Below are 16,295 nucleotides of genomic sequence, written 5' to 3' on the forward strand. Positions count from 1 at the left end.
GGGCATTGACGGTGAACAGGTCAAGAAATAAATTCTCGACCGCCACATTATCACGTAATGTGATAACGCCAATCGCATTTCCAGTTTCGAGGATTAAGATATGCGCTCCATTATTGCTTTAAGTCTCCCCACCGTGGCCATCAGTCAGGACGAGCGCGAGTTCTTCGTGGTGCTGGGCGCTCGCATCGCCCAGCTGCGCAAGGGCAGCCAGATCACCCAGGTACAGCTGGCGCAGACGCTGGGCGTTTCTCAGCCCACCGTGAACGCCTACGAGCTGGGGCAGCGGCGCGTGCCGGTGTCGGCGCTGCCGCTGTTGGCGCGCACGCTGGGGGCGAGTGTGGAAGAGTTGATCGGCGAGCCGCAGACGGCGGCGCGCAAGCGCGGGCCTGCGCCCAAGCTGATGCAGCATGTGGAGCGCATCAGCGCACTGCCCAAGACGCAGCAGCGCACGGTGATGAATGTGATCGAGGCCATGCTGGCCCAGCAGGGGCGCTGACCACCAACGACGAACGCGCCAACGAAGAAGCCCTCACGAACCTCAGCCGGCAGCGGCTGGGGTGGTAAGGGCTTTTTTCTTTTAGCAGCTAAGGATTGAGACAGGCGCGTGCACGAGGGCCATCATTTCTTTTCTTGTTGCTCTTGCAACAGCCAACCATCCGGGTCGGCCTTGAAGTCTTCGATGGTGGCGTTCGGGTTGTCTTTGAGCTTCTTGCGCATGGCCTCGTGGCTGCCTGACGCGCGGGCCAGCTCACCGCCGACATTGAGCAATAGCAATATCGCCTCTTCATCGTGTTCCGGGCCTTGACGTACCCATGCCTCGGCCTGCTTGAGCGCATCACGGCAGCGCTCATACATGCCGATGGCTTCGAGTTTGGGACGCACGGCTTCGAGTTCCTCGTAGATGCGGGGGTAGCCTTGAGACAGGTAAAACTCATTGATCCCCCGGCGATACAACGTGACGCCTGACATGCCCATAAAGCTGTTTTCGAACTGGCGCAAAGAGATCTTGGGTTTCATGACTTCACTCACTTCAAACGTTTGGGCGCTGGCGGCATGGGGAACACCCCTTGCGGGGTAGCCATGTAAACACGCGGCGTGACCCAGTTTTGTACACGCTGGATTTGTGCGCCAGAGGCCTGCACCGCCTCCATCGAACTCTTGCCTTCAATGGCCGTGCGCAGAATCAAACCGTTGCTGCGGTTCGGCCCCAAGTCCATCAACAAGTCGATTCGGTTGTACAGCCCGCTACCGCTCGGGTCATAACTCCAGCGATTCATACTCAACAACTGGCCAGCGCCCTCAGGAACGCCAATGTTACGGTTATAGGCAATCACAGTGTCTCTTGCTTGACCATCCCCGTATAGGCCAACCTGCAATTGCCCGGGCATATCCAAGGGGTAGCGGCGCAAATTGCCCGTGTCATATAAGCGCTGACCTTCTTCCAGGCCCGCAGCCAAAGCGCTCTGATACCGCCGCGTGTTCTCCGCCACCCACTGGTCGGGCGTAAGCTTGGCGGTGCCAATGGATGTGATGAGCATGCTGCGGAGGTCAAGCTCGATCACGCCGGCCTTCATCAATTCCACCTTGCGATTGGCATCGCTGTAGCGGTCGATCAAATCCTGCTTGTCATAGCGCGGCACACCGTCCGAACCCAAGCTTCGAACCGCACCCAGATCGGCCTCTGACGGCAGCACCCGCATCATCCCCAACTTGTCTTGCAGGGTACCCTTGAGCCGATCAATCGTGTTCTGCTGCTCCATGTCGCTCATGAGCGGACCAAGGAGTTTGATATCCCGGTAAAGGTCTCCAGCACCTGACAAGGTGGCTCCGAGCTGGAACAGCGCATCGGTGCGCTGGTTCACGCTGACACCGTTAACGGTGGAGGGTACTGGGTCTAACACTTCGACGCCGCCACGACCGACAGCGTTGCCACGCATCACCCGGACGGAGCCTGCGGCGAACTGGTCACCCACATCCCCGCCTTCCAACGGATCACCGAAGTCGTAGACCGGCTTCCGGCCGGTCACGTAGACACGCTGCTGAGCCTTTTCGATGTCGAGCGTCGTACTGCCCGGCGAGGTCGGCGCAACACCACGGAAGTCAGACAGGTTGTAAGGGTCGAGGGCCATTTTCCGCATGGCCGCATCCTGCGAAAAATCCAACCCATTGACTCGCGGAATGCCATCCCCCGGTCCATCTACGAAGTACCCCAGGATGCGCGACCTCTCATCGGCGCTCACCGGCCCAGGGACGCTTCCGTTCGTGTTGGCTGCCGCAATGCTGTCGCCCAACGCATTGCCAATCGTTGACCCGACCACATCCGCCATGATTCCGGGTAGTGCCCTGCTCACACTCCCCCCACGAACCGCCGCATTCACGACCCCGCCGGCCATCTGCGAGGCCAGAGTACGACTGAACGCATCGAGAGACTTCGGCAACACCTGCTGCCCCACCCATGCGGACACGGCACCGCCTGCGGCGGCGGCGGCCACACCCCGCCAGTCGAATTTCTGCTGCAGCCCCGTGACAACAGCGAGCCCCTGCGTGGCTACGCTGCCGACCGCGCCACGAATGGCTCCATCGACAAACAAGTTATCCACCTTCGGCAGCAATCCCTCCACATTCAATACACCCCCTACCGCGCCTCCGATAGCCGCCAGCCCCACAGCCTTCCAACTAAAGCTGTCCTGAACACCCATCGCAATGCCTGCGGTCTGTCCCGCGATGGAGCCTGCCGCGCCAGCCGCCGCCCCACCGGCAACACCCCATCCAAGGTAATAGCCCGTGAAGTACGCCACCACAGCCGTCACCACGACCTGGATGATCTGCCCAAACCCCCCGCATTTCTCCTTGTCCTTGCTAGGCGGGAAGAACGGCTCCGGCAGCGTCGGACTCGTATCCCCCATCGCCTTGCCCGGGTCATAGGGCCTGAAGGTCTCGCTCGTGTTGTGGACGTTTGTGACCCGGTTGGGCACCACCAGCACGGTATTCGCCACCAGCGGCGCCGAAGGCTGCCCGTCGAGGCCGTTGGCGTCGGCCAGCATGTACCACAGTGACGCATCGCCCCACACCGCGCGCGCGATGCTCTCGAGCGTGTCGCCCGCCCGCACCGTGTAGTTGCCCGGCGTGGCGCTCGGGTAGTACGAGTTGATCGGCTGGTAGTTCTCGTCGAAGTCCGCCGAGTTCGTGGGCGTGAACTTCTTGTACTTGCTGTCGGGGCCGGACGCATTGGGCTCGCGCGCGAGTTGCTGCGCATAGTCCTCGCGCTCGGTGCCGTCGTTGCCGACGTTGCCCACGCGCTTGCCATCGAAATAGAAGTAGCGATGGGAGCGGTTCTTGTTCGGCAGCCCCAACGGCATGTAGGCCCCGCTCATGTACTCGTCGCGCTGCAGCACCTGGCCTTCGGCATTGGTCCAGTAGGTGAAGGTGCGCCCGCCGTTCGGATCGCTGGCGGCCTTCACATGGCCATTCACGTCGTACACGAATACCGAGTACCCGGGCATCCACAGCGTGCCCACCGGCACGCCCGTGCTGCCCGCCGCCACCAGGATCTCCTTCTGCTTGGCCGAATCCCACCATTCGTAGGTGTAGCCGGTGTTGCTCTTGCTGACCGTGCCACCCTTGAAATCGTAGTTGTCCGACTTCGTGAACTCGAGCGTGCCATCGGCCATGCGCAGGTACTGCGTGCTCGAGGTGGTCACGCTGTCCACGTCGAAGGTCAGCAGGTTGTCCTTGTCCCAGTACCGGGTCTGGCTCAGGGTCGCTGTCTGGTTCTGCGCGAGTTCCTCGTACAGCGTGACCCGGCCCGCGAGGTCATTGGTGCGACGGCTGCGCAGCACGCCGTTGATCTTCATCGTGGTCAGGTTGCCGGCACCGTTGTAGTCGTAGTCCTCGCGGTGGCCGTCGTTCGCATAGGTCGCGGCCTTGCGCTGGCCGGCGTTGTCGTACTCGATGGTCACGCCGTCGCCCGACGAACCGCGCACGATCTGCCCGTTGACCAGCTGGCCCATGGTCACCGTGAAGCGGTTCATGTTGTCGTAGGTGTACCAGTAGTCCTGCGTCTCGCCGCCGCCGGTGACGGCGTTCTTGTACTGGCTCTTCACGCGCCGGCGGTTGCCGTTCGCGTCGTACTCGTACTCGATGACGTAGCGGTCGTCGACGATTCTCTTGACGCGGTTGAACTCGTCGTAAGTAACGTTGGACTGCTGGAAAACCATCGCGGTGGCGTTGGTCGCGGACTTGTAGCCCTCGAACGTGCGATTGCCGTTGTTGTCGTACTCGAAGTAGCTTTCGGTCGAGGTGCCCGCATCGATCACCTGGCGCAGGTAGCCGTTGGCGTAATAGGCGTAGGTGATGTTCTGGCCCGAGGTGCCGGTCTGGCTGGCGATCAGGCCCGACCAGTTGTAGCCGTAGGTGAACTGGTGACCGCCCAGGTCCTGCTTCCACATCGTGCGGCCGAACACGTCGTTCTTGAGCGTCTGAACGCGGCCGTTGGCATCGGTGGTGGTGTAGACCCAGCCGCCGGTCTTCACGCCGCCAATGGAGCCGATCGTGTTGTCGTAGGTATAGGCATAGCTGGTGGCGCGCCCTTCCGCGGAAACGTAGCGCGTGACCCGGCCCTGGCTGTCGTAGTAGGTGCGCTCACGGAAGCCCAGCGCATTGGCGTGCGCGATGCGCTGGCCGAGTGCATCGTACTCATAGGTGTCGAAGGAACGGCTGCCGTCCGAGTTGACGGGACGATCGATACGCACGAGACGGTTGTTGGCGTCGTAGCTGTTGTTGGTGATGCGTCCGATCTCGTCGGTGACGGTGCGCAGGTTGCCGAACACGTCATAGGCCTTGCGTACAGCGACGGAGCTGCCAGCTGCGACGCCCGGATGCCACTCCGCGGTGGCACGCCCCGCGGCATCGAGCACCAGGGTGCTCTGGTTGCCATTGGCATCGCGCTTGCCGACCAGCTGGCCATTGAGGTTGTAGCTGTAGTGCTCGGTCGGCGTGACCGTCACTGCCTGGCCATTGGCCTGCGTGATGCTGGTGGCCGGTCCGATCTTGTCGACCAGCTGGCCCAGCGCGTTGTAGCTCAGCGTGGTGGCATTGCCGTTGCCATCGGTCTCCTTGGTGATCTGGCCGAAGGCGTCGTAGCTCTGGCTGCGCTGGACCTGCCAGCTGCTGTTGATCTGCGAGGACTGGCCCGGCACGGTGGGGCCGCCCGGCAGGTTGGGGATGATCCATTGCAGGCGGATGTTGGCCGCGTCGTTGCCCGTGCTGTTGTCGGGCCGGAAGTAACCCTCGCCGCTGCCGATGATGGCGCCGGCGGCGTTGTAGATGTCGTAGAGGTATTCGTATTCCTTGTCCTGCTTGAGGCCGGCGGCGGTGGCATCCCACTTGAAGACGCCGCTGGCCGTGCGCGTTGCGACGACCTCCGAGAAGTTTGCCTGAGCGCCGGCGCCCTTTTCGCGATAGCGCAGTTTCAAGGTCTGTGCGCTCGCAACGCCCGGGTCGAAGGTCAGCACCTGCGGCTTGCTGCTGCCGGAGAGCGTTGCGCTGGTGCCTTGCGACATGGCGCCCACGGTGATGTTGCCGGTGGCCTTGATCACCTCGAAGCCGTCGGCGTCCTTGGCCACGAACTTGATCGCATAGCTGTAGAGATTGCGGAAGTCGGGGATCAGGCCCGCGCCGCGCGTGTCCCATTCGAAAGTGGTGGCACCCGGGGCGCGCGTGAGCGTGACCGAGCCGGCCGGCTTGCCCGGGCCCTGCGGCGTGTACTCGATCGTCAGCGAAGTGGCGTTGGTGGGGATGCCCTGGAAGTTGATGGTCGAGGGCAGTTCACGCACGAACTGGAGTTCGTAGAGCGAGGTGCCGGGATCGATCTTGCCGCGCACGCGGTCGATGACGATCCCATCTTTGTCCAGCATCTCGATATAGAGGTCCTTAGTGCCCCAACCGAGATTCATGTCGAAGAGACCCTCGCTCAGCTTGCCAACGGAGACGGAAGTGAAATTGCTGTTCGGCTCCCACCACGAGCGCTGGCTGACCCGGATCGAGGCCGGCCGCAGGCTGCCCGAGGTCTGCATTCCAGAGAAATGCACGATGCCGTCGTGCGTGAAGATCGGCTTCTCGGGCGCGACCGAACCCGACACACCGGTCGGCGGCCAGACCTGGATCGAATCTCGGCGCACAACCGCGCCATCGCTTTTCCGAGTCACGACGAACAGCAACTCCGTCGCTGCACCATTGAGGTTCTCGAGTCGGGTCGTATACCACCCATTGACGCCGACATCGTTCAGGCTCTCGCCCCACTTGCCAGCCTTGAACACTGGCAGGGATGTGCCAAACGGACCGTTCGATCCCAGGGGACGGTCGTAAAGCGTGATCGACATCTCCTCTTCGGAAATACCGCCTTGCGTCAGACGCAGGAAGTTGCCGGTTGGAGACACCACGATGCCGTTCACCACCTGCGCCATCGTGGCGGCTGCGGCTTGGATGTGCTCCCCGCTCGCGGTAATGGCGTAGATCATGGCGCCAGTCGAGTAGCCATCGGCCGCCCCTGTGAGGATGGCCTTCGGCCACGGCCCTCCGCCTTGTGCATAGATGTCGGTGGGCTGGCCTCCGAAGGGCTGAAGAACGATCTTCCAGGTGGAAATCTGTCCGTACAGCGCCTCGAAGGCATTCGAGAACTCGTCGCTTCCGAATGACAAGACCCCTGGTAAATAACCCATGGGGAAACCGGGCAGTTGCACCGCGGTGACATTGCTTCCATGGAGCGCCCCGGTGATCACCGGCGTTCCAGTGGTTCCCTGCGAAGACCCGATCGCGAGATTCAATCCCCCGAACTGCCCCGAGTCCACACTCAGCGGCGTCGCCAGCAGCACGAGGTTGGGCCTGGAGGCCGTGACCTTGGGCTGGATGACGCTGAGGGCCTGGTTGCGCTTGTCGTAGATCGTGATGGTCTGCAGGATGTCGGTGCGCCCGACCAGCGCGCTCATGGTGAGCGTGCGCAGGTCCACGGTCTGCGACTGCATCAGCAGCGTGGCATTGCCCGCGAGGTCGTAGAACCATGCCTTGCTGATGCCATCCTGCGAGTTGGAACGCCACAGGCGGCCGGCGCCGTCGTAGTCGTAGTACTCCTGCGCTGCACCGGCGTTGTTGCCGCTGCCGGTCTTCTTGCTCGCAATCTGGCCGTAGGTGTTGTAGGCGGTCGTCACCGTCTTCGCGACGTCGTAGACCGGCGCATTGGCGGCGTTGCGCGTGCCGGTGAAGCGCGTGGTCTCGCGGTTGGCCGCGTCGTATGCAATGCTCACGATCTCCTTGGAGACCGCACCGTCGGCATCCACACGGTCGACCATCTGCGCAGTCATGTTGCCGTTGGCATCGCGCCCGTAGGTGAAGGTCTCGTTCTTGGCCGTGATCATCGAGGTACGCACGCCCGTGGCGTCGTAGCCATAGCTCACGATCTGGTCGTCTGCTTCCGAGGCATTGTTGGTGCCGCGGCGAATTTCGCGGCGCACGTTGTTGAGGCCGTCGTATTCGTAGTCGGTGGTTTCGCGCACCTGCGTGCCGACTTCGTTCGCTGCCGTGGGTTTCTGCTGCGTGAGCAGGCGACCCAGCACGTCATAGACGAGGTCGGTGCGCTGGTTCAGTGCGTCGATCACCGAGTTCTGGTTACCCATCGCGTCGTAGCCATAGCGCTTGGTCGATGCGGCGGTGGTTTCGCTCAGCGCGCCGGTGCTGGCGTTGACGCTGCCGTAGAACACGGCCAGGCGCGACTCGCTGAGCATGCGGCCGTTGCGATCGTAGGTGTACTCGGTCACGCGGTTGGCCGAGGAGCTCTGCTCCGGGATCTTGGCCAGCACCGCGGTCATCAGGTTGCTCTCGCTGAGCAGCGCCAGGTCGTTCGACGACATCGGCTTGGCATAACGCGTCTCGCGGGAAACCGCGCCGTTGGTGTCTCGCTCCCAACGCACGGCATAGCCCAGCGGATCGACCTCCAGCACCTTCTGGCCGAGTTTGTCGTACCAGGTGTAGACCAGCGCCCCGGCGCCGTTCTTCTGGCGCACCACCTGACCGTTGGCGTCGTAGCCGGTCTCTTGCACCATGTCGCCGTAACCAATCTCGTACTGACCGGTCGTGTCGCTGCGCGAGCCGAAGTACAGGTTGGCCACCGTCGTGGCGACCACGCGATTGTTGGCATCGACTTTGTAGGTGGTCTTGCGCAGGTTGTTCGCATCCACCGGCACGGGCAGCGCATCGCCCGCGGGCAGCGCGACCGGGTTGCCGTAGACGCTCAGCGACAGCACATTGCCGGCCGCGTCATAGGTCCACTGGCTCAGCGTTCCGGTGGCACTGACTTCCGCCACCTTGCGCCCATTGGAGTCGAACCAGCTGCGCGTGCGCCCCCCATTGGCATCTACCGCGACGATCAGGTTGCCGCTCGCGTCATAGGTGTTCGTACGCGTGGGCGCTGCCGTGGTCCAGCCACCGGCAGCGGTATAGACACTCACCGACGCCAGGCGCACCGTCAACTGCCGGTTCAGCCCGTCGTAGGTGTAGGTCGTCAGCCGCTGCTCGGGCAGCCCCGCCGCCTCGGTGGTCGTGAGCTTGTTGCCGAAGGCGTCGTAGGTGGTCAGGTTGACCACCGCAATGAGCTGGCCGCTCGCGTTCTTGCTCGTGATCGGCAGCGTCTCGCTCACCACCCGCCCGAGCCGGTCGTAGACGTAGATGGTCACCCCGCCGCGCTTGTTGGTCAGCGTCTCGCGCTGGCCCAGCGCGTTGTAGGTATAGCTCTCGAACTTGCCCTCCGCGTCGGTGGTGCGCAGCAACCGCCCCGACGCGTCGTAGCCGAACTGCGTGAGCGCGTCGCTCGCATGCGTGGTGGGCAGCGCCGGCGCCTGGGTCACGCTGTAGGTGCCAGTGACCTTGTTGTAGAAGCGCTTCACGCTCAGGGTCTTGCCCAGCGTGTCGTAGGTGGTGGCGGTGGCGTAGCCCTCGGGGTCCACGCTGAGCTTCACGCGCCCGGCCGCATCGAAGTAGTAGAAGGCCGAGTTCTTCAGCGGATCGGTGATCTTCACCACGTTGCCGTTGGCGTCGTAGCTCGACTCGGTCACCCCGCCCAGCGGGTCGGTCACGCTGATCTTGCGCCCGGCCGCATCGTAGGCGTTGGTGGTGGTGTAGCGCGCCGCGAGGCTGTCGCGCTGGGCCTGCGTCAGGTTGGCCTGCAACAGACCACCACCGGCGGCATTGACGATGCCCAGCTGCTGGCGCTGCACCAGTGCCCAGGTGGTGTCGGACTGCGAGAGTTCGACACCACGCGCCTCCACGGTCTTGATCAGCAGGCCCAGGCCGTCGTAGACATAGACCGTGGTGGCCGCCTCGGGCCGCCCGGAGGCCGAGGTCTGGCTGACCTTGCGCCCGGCGGCGTCGTAGACGAAGACCGCGACCTGCGCGGGCAGGGCCGTGGTCACCAGGGCGGCGGCGGCATCCAGCAACGCCTGGTAAGTGTTGGTGGTGGCCGCGGGCACGGGCTTGGGATAGCGCGTGACGCGCGTCAGGCGTCCAAGGGCGTCGTACTCGTTGCGCTGGACGTTGCCCAGCGCGTCGACGCTCAGGGCCACGCGCCCGGCGGCGTCGTAGAAGCTGCGGGTGCGCTGGTCGAGCGCATCGGAGACCGTGGGCGCGGGCACGGTGCCGGGCACCCAACTCGCCATGCTCACGGCGTTGTAGAAGGCGCGCTGCTCGATGACGTTGCCGTTGGCATCGCGCGTGTACTTGACGACGCTGCCCAGCGCGTCGGTGGTGGCATTGACGGTGGCGACCAGGCGCCCGGCCTTGTCGTAGACGCTGTGCTGCTGCTGGTCCTTGGCCGCGGTGGAGGCCGTGGTGGTGGGGACGTAGGTGCCGGCGGTGGCGGCCTGCACGAGCTGGTAGCCGGAGACGCGGAATGGACGCGCATCGTTGGCCGTGTACTTGACGACCCCGAAGTTCAATCCGAGCACCGCGGGCGCGATGGCCGTGGCCGAGATGCGGTAGCGCCCATTTCCGAGGTCCTGCACCACATACTTGTTCGTAGCGATGCCGCCGCCGAACATCACGATCGCGAGTGAGTTCTCGGCCGTATTGACCGTCGGACTTCCGAAGGACGGCGGCAGGCCGTCCTCCATCTCCACAATCACCGACAGGGTGTAAGTCGTCCCAGGCGTGGCCGCGAACGTCTTGTAGGCAAGGGAGTAAGGACCGTTCGGATCAGGCGCGATGCGCAATGCACCTGCCAGGCCCGTCATCGATGCCACCGAGACCACGCCAACCCTGCCTGGCGCATCGGTCAACCCATTGGCGAACTCACTCTGCGTAAAGAGGTTGGTATTGGCCTGCACCAGCGCATCGATCTGCGCGACCGTCGGACTGGCCCCCAACCCCACGGGGTTGAGCGCCTTCGCATAACGCGTGACCAGCGTCACGCGCCCCGCGGCGTCATAGCTGTTCTTCTCCACCTGCCCCTGCGCCCCGACCGTATAGACCAGCCGCCCGGCCGCATCGTAGGCGTAGCGCGTGGTGGAGGTCGCCGCCCCGGCGGCCACCGTGGTCGCGCCCGTGCGCACATAGGCGCCCGCGGCGCTCGCCTGCTCGAGCTGGTAGCCCGTGACCTTGAAGCCGCGCGCATCGTTCTCGATGTACTTGACGATGCCGAAGCCCGTGTAGGTGCCCGTGGCCACCGCCGCGAACGACACCCGGTAGCGACCGCCGCCGAGGTCCTGCACGGTGTACTGCTGCGTGTTGCGCGCGGCGTTGTACATCACCAGCACGAAGGAGTTGGTCGCGTCCTTGAAGGTCGCGCTGCCGAAGGCCGGCGGCTGGCCGTCGTCCATCTGCACGATCACCGAGAAGGTGTAGTTCGTGCCCGGCGTCGTCACCAGCTGCTTGTAGGCGGTGGAGGCGGCCGTGGTCGACGCATCGACCTTGAGCGCGCCCGCATACCCCGTCATCGTCGTCGCCGTGACGGGGCCAGCGCGCACCTGCAGGTCACTCAAGCCATTGGCGAACTCGCTCTGCGTGAGCAGGTTCGCCCCCGAGGGCGTGTAGCCGATGTTGGTGACGTTGCCGTTCTTGTCGTACAGGCGCTGCGTGACCGTGCCCACGCCATCGGTGCTCGCGATCAGCCGGTTGGCGCGGTCGTAGACCATCACCTCGCGCGCATCGCGCCCGGCATTGGCCAGCGGCGTCACCGCCGCCGTCAGCGCCGCGGTGGTGGCCTCGGTCGCGGGCGGTACGGTCACCGCATAGGCGATGCGCTCCACCACATTGCCGTTGGCGTCATAGACATTGCGCTTGACCGCCCCCACCCCGTCGATGGTGAAGGTGGCCCGGTTCAGTGCGTCGTAGACCGTGCGCAGGCGCATGTCGCGCGCCGGATTGGTCGTGGCCGTGGGCGTGGGCACCGTGCCCACGACCCAGCTGCCCAGCGCGATCGGGTTGGCGTAGGCGATGCGATCGATCACATTGCCGTTGCCGTCGTAGGCGTACTTGACCACCTCGCCCAGCCCGTTGACCGTGGCCACGAGCCGCCCGTCCTGGTCCAGCACCCGGTGCTCGGTGCTGTCGCCCGCGCTGGCCACCGGCACCTTGGGGTTCAGCTGATCGAAGGTCAGCGCCGCCGGCATGGCCGGCAGGCCCGTCAGAACGATCGGCGTGGCATAGCGCACGGTGAGCACCACACGCCCTTCGGCGTCGTAGGCGATGCGCTGCAGCCCCGCGGCCGGGTCCAGCGTGAAGACCAGCCGGTCTTCCGAGTCGTAGACGTAGCGCGTGACCTGGTTGTTCGCGTCGGTGGCGCTCGTGACGTTGCCGCCCTTGTCGTAGGTATAGCTGCGCGTGAGGTTCAGCCCCGCGGGGTCGATGCGCTCCTGGACGCGCCGCCCCAGCTTGTCGTACACGTACTGCGTGGTCGTGCCCGTGGGGTCGATCGTCGTGAGCACGCGGCCCTCGGCGTCGTAGCTGTACTGGGTGACCAGGTTCAGCCCCGTGGGGTCGACCTCCTTGCGCGTCACCTGGCCCTCGAGGTCGTACACGATCTTCGTGAGCGTGCCGTTGGGGTCGGTGACGTTGAACTGCAGGCCCTTGGCGTCGTAGGCGTAGGTGGTGACCAGGTTCAGGCCGGTCTTGTCCACGGTGCGGGTGAGCACCCGGTTGGCCGCGTCGTACGTCAGGTCGACCAGGTTGCCGTTGGCGTCCTTGGTCTGGATGAGCCGGTTGGTGCGGTCGTAGGTGCTGCTCGCGACGCTGCCGCCCGAGGTGGTGCTCAGCAGGTTGCCGTTCTTGTCGTAGGCGTAGGTGGTGGTGACGTTGTTGCCATCCAGCACGCTGAGCTTCTGGCCTTGCCGCGTGTAGGTGGTCTTGACGGTGACGTTCTCGGGCGTCTTGACGATGACGGTGCGCAGCGCGTTGTCGTAGGTGTAGCTGGTGGTACGCCCGAGCGCGTCGACCTGCGTGAGCACGCGGTCGAAGGCGTCGTAGGTGGTGGTGCGCACCTTGTTGAGCGCATCGGTGGTGGAGACCGTGCGCCCGAGGCGGTCGTAGCTTTGCTGATGGACGTTGCCGTTGTCGTCGCTGCTGCGCACCAGGCGGGCGAAGGCGTCGTACACGGCGCTGGTGATGACGTTGATGCCCGAGGCGTCCGTCACGGTGCCGGTCACGAGACCGCGGCGGTCCACGCTCATGCTCTGCACGCGCTGGGCGCCTCCACCCAGGTCCTGGGTCACGCCGGTGCGCTCGCCGAAGGCGTTGTAGCTCGACGTGGTGGTGTTGCCCAGCGCATCCTTGGCCGTGCTCACCTGCCCGCGCACGGTGTAGGTGAAGCTCTGCTTGCTGTCCAGCGCGGTATTCTTCAGGGCGTTGAAGGCGGTGGTGTTGGCCGTCGTGAGCAGGCCGCCGCCGCCGAGCGCCGTGAGGGCTGCGCTGGTCAGGCGCGTGCCGATCTGCAGCGTGGCCTCCAGCTGTCCGAAGAGGTTGTACTGCCGCTCGGTGACCTCGCCCAGCGCGTTGACGCTGTGGCTGAGCTGGCCGTTGGTGTCGTAGAAGAACAGGGTCTTGTTGCCGTTGCCGTCGGTGGTGCTGATGCGCCGCCCGGCACTGTCGTAGGCATGGGTGAGGCCGTTCTGGGCCCACACGGTGTCGATCTGGGCCTGGGTCTGGCCGGCCACGAGCAAGGCGCTGCCCACGCCCGTGAGCTCGCCCACCAGGCGCCCCTGGGCGTCGTAGCGCGCATTGGCCACCCGCGCGTCGGTGCTGCCCGCCGCGGTGGTGGTGCTCACGAGGTTGCCCACCGTGTCGTACACGTACTGGGTGATGCTGCCCTCGAAGTTGGTGCGCTGGGTGACGCGGTTGAGCTTGTCGTAGACGGCGGTGGTGGTGCGGTCGCCCGCGTCGGTGCCCGCAGCCTCGCGCAGGCTCGCCAACGTGGTGGCGGTGGTGATGGCCCCCAGGGTGGCGGCGCTCAGCGCCGTGTTGTAGCGCTTGGCGCTGGTGACGTTGCCGTTGGCGTCGTACACGTTCTCGCTGAGGTAGCCCTCGGCATCGATCTGGGCGATGACGCGGTTCTGCGCGTCGTACAGCCAGCGCGAGGTCTGGTTCTGCGCCTGCAGCGGCGCGGAGCTGCCGGCGTTGGTGACCAGCTGCGCGAGGGTGCCCGAGGCGCGCAGGGTGGCGTCGGTGATCTGTGCGGCGTAGCTCACCTGGGTGATCAGGCGGCCCTGGGCGTCGTAGCGCGACTCGGTGAGGTAGCCCTCGGCGTCCAGCGTGCCCACGAGCAGGCCATCGTTGTCGTAGAGGCGGCGGCTGACGCGATCGCCCGTGGGGTTGGCCGTCGGGTTGGTGTCGCCCAGCGTGGGCGTGCCCGAGAGGTTGCCCAGCACGGCGGGGGTCAGCGGGTTGGCGTAGGCGGTGGTGGCCACCAGGCGCGAGGCGCCGTCGTAGCGCATGTCGACCACGGCGCCTGCGCCGTCGACGGTGCGCACCAGGCGCCCGGCGTTGTCGTAGATGCGCCAGCTGTCCTGGTCGGCCGTGCTCGCGACCGGGCGCAGCGCGGCCAGGCGGTTGACGGGCGCGGCGTTCGGGTCGGCGAAGTACGCCGCCAGGGTGGTGGCGTTGACCGACGTCGCATAGACGATCTTCTGCGTGAGCTGGTCGTTCTTGTCGTAGACGTACTCGGTCAGCCGCCGCAGGCTGTCGATCTCGCCCACCAGGCGCCCGACCTCGTCGTACAGCCGCGCGCTGCGCACGTTGGTGGGGTCGGTCTGCTGGTACAGGCGCCCGTTCTTGTCGTAGGCGTAGCTGGTGGTGCCGAGGTTGGTCACCTGCGCGGTGCCCTGGGTGATGCTCACCAGGCGCCCGTTCTTGTCGTAGGCGCTGGTGGTGATCAGGCCGTTGGCCAGGGTGACGATGGTCTTGTTGTTGGCGTCGTCGTAGCGCGTGAGGCTGCTCTGGTTGAGCGCGTTCTGCGTGGACAGCACCCGGCCCTTGCCGTCGTAGGTGTAGGTGGTGGTGCCGGCAGTGGCGCTGACGGTGCTCAGCAGCAGCCCGGCGCGGTCGTACACGTACTGGGTGATCGACTGGCTGGCATCGGCCACGCCGTTGCCGGCGGCGTCCACGCGGCTGAAGACGGTGACCTTCTGCACCTGGCCGCGCGCGTCGTACACGGTGTCGGTGCGGCTGGCCTGGGTGTAATTCTGGGGGGTACCGACCCAGGTGGCCAGGTCGGCCTCGGCGAGGCTCGTGGCGGTGTACCGGGCCGCGGCGTACGTCAGGGCACTGGTGCGCTGGCCGTAGCTGTCGTAGCGGTACTCGGTGACGCGCCCCTCGGGGCTGAGCACGAAGCGCAGCAGGTCCTTGGCGGCGTTGGCGCCTTCGGCGTAGATATAGCGCGTGGTCAGCGGCTGCGAGGGCGCGACGCCCGCATCGGCGGCGTCCGGGTCGGGCACGAGGTACACGCTCTCGCTGAGCAGCCGGTTGCGCGCGTCGAAGGTGCGCGTGATGGTGTTGCCCGCGGCGTCCCGCTGCAGCCGCTGGTTGCCGTTGGCGTCGTAGGCCATGTCCACCGACAGGAGCTTGGGGTCGGTGACCCTGGTCACGTGGCCGTTGGCGTCGTAGGTGAAGGTGGTGATCTGCTGGACGCCGTTCACGGCCGGCGCCTTGATCTGGGTGAGCTGGCCGGCCGCGTCGTACACGTAGACGCTCACCAGCCCCATCGCGTCGGTGACGGTGGTGGTGCGGTTGGCGCTGTCGTAGGCGTAGCTCGTGCTCTGGCCCAGGCCGTCCTTGACCGTGGCCACCCGGTAGTCCGTGCCCACCAACACGTAGGTGAAGGCCAGGCTGGTGCCGTCGCTTTGCGTGACCGAGGCGATGCGGTTGCTCGTGCCGTCGTAGCCGTAGGTGGTGACGTAGGTCTTGCCGTCGGCCACGGCGTTGTCCTCGGGGCTGAGGTCGACGGTGACCGTGGACAGGCGGTTGGCGCTGTCGTAGGCATAGCGCACCCGCGTGGTGGTCGCCCCGCCGGTGGCCACCGTGCGGATCTGCGTGAGGTTGGTGCCGGTGTAGTCGAAGTACGTGGTCTCGCCGTTGGCGTCCACCATGCTCTGCAGCAGGCCGTTGGCCCCGGCGTTGTACGTGTAGGCGACGGTGTTGCCCGCCGGATCGGCCACCGACATCAGCCGGCCCGCTCCGGTGCTCTCGTAGCGCTCCACCAGCCCGGTGGCGCCGTCGGTCCACACGTAGCGTGCCGCCCCCGCGTCGTAGGCAATGGTGTCGAAGGCGCCCGCGCCGGCCGTGCTGATGTACAGGCTCTTGGCCGCGTTCCAGGTATAGGTCGCGCTCGCGCCATCCCGATCGGTGCGCACCAGCGTGCTGCCCGCGGTGGCCACCGTGCCCGTGAGCACCACCTTCTGGCCGAAGGCGCCCACCACCCAGTTGTCTGCGTTGTCGTCGTTCAGCAAACCCTGGCTGTTGTACGTGCGAACCACACCGATGTCCGCGCCCCGCCCCACCAGCTTGTCTTCCAGGTCCTGCAGCACCAGGTTGCCGTTGGCGATGTTCACATACGCCTGCTCACCGTTGCGACCCTGCCCCGCCACCCCCAGCCCGCCCCGCGGCCCCAGAACCCCCAGCGACGTCAAACTCAGGCCCAGGCTATTGCCACTGACGATTGCAACCATTTTTTCTACCCGTTCGAATCAGATTCATGAAACGAACCGTGTTCCGAAGGGCACTGGATTGCACTCCAATCGCTCGGGCCCGCCGCACACGCGGCG

3 protein-coding genes are annotated in these 16,295 nt (G+C 65.4%); 1 reads left to right on the plus strand and 2 read right to left on the minus strand.

Annotation, left to right across the window (positions count from 1 at the left end):
- The first annotated feature begins 133 nt into the window (after positions 1-133).
- Positions 134-496 carry a helix-turn-helix domain-containing protein gene (locus BM109_RS13275; protein ID WP_093343373.1) on the plus strand — a complete coding sequence of 121 codons (363 nt, stop codon included), beginning with the start codon at positions 134-136 and terminating at the stop codon, positions 494-496.
- Between the two features lie 122 nt (positions 497-618).
- On the opposite strand, the gene BM109_RS13280 is transcribed toward BM109_RS13275, so the two are convergent.
- Both BM109_RS13280 and BM109_RS13285 read right to left on the minus strand, forming a co-directional pair.
- Entirely contained in the window at positions 619-1,017 is a 399-nt protein-coding gene (locus BM109_RS13280) for a hypothetical protein (RefSeq protein WP_093343375.1), read from the minus strand.
- Positions 1,018-1,025: 8 nt separating this feature from the next.
- Positions 1,026-16,199 (minus strand): phage head spike fiber domain-containing protein, encoded by a 15,174-nt coding sequence (locus BM109_RS13285; protein ID WP_093343377.1) that lies wholly within the window; start codon positions 16,197-16,199, stop codon positions 1,026-1,028.
- Positions 16,200-16,295 lie beyond the last annotated feature (96 nt).

The sequence above is a fragment of the Variovorax sp. PDC80 genome, from assembly GCF_900115375.1.
GTDB lineage: Bacteria > Pseudomonadota > Gammaproteobacteria > Burkholderiales > Burkholderiaceae_C > Variovorax.

Coding starts and splice junctions, on each gene's coding strand:
- BM109_RS13285 (WP_093343377.1), bottom strand. CDS start 16,199: ATGGTTGCAATCGTCAGTGGCAATAGCCTGGGCCTGAGTTTGACGTCG.
- BM109_RS13280 (WP_093343375.1), bottom strand. CDS start 1,017: ATGAAACCCAAGATCTCTTTGCGCCAGTTCGAAAACAGCTTTATGGGC.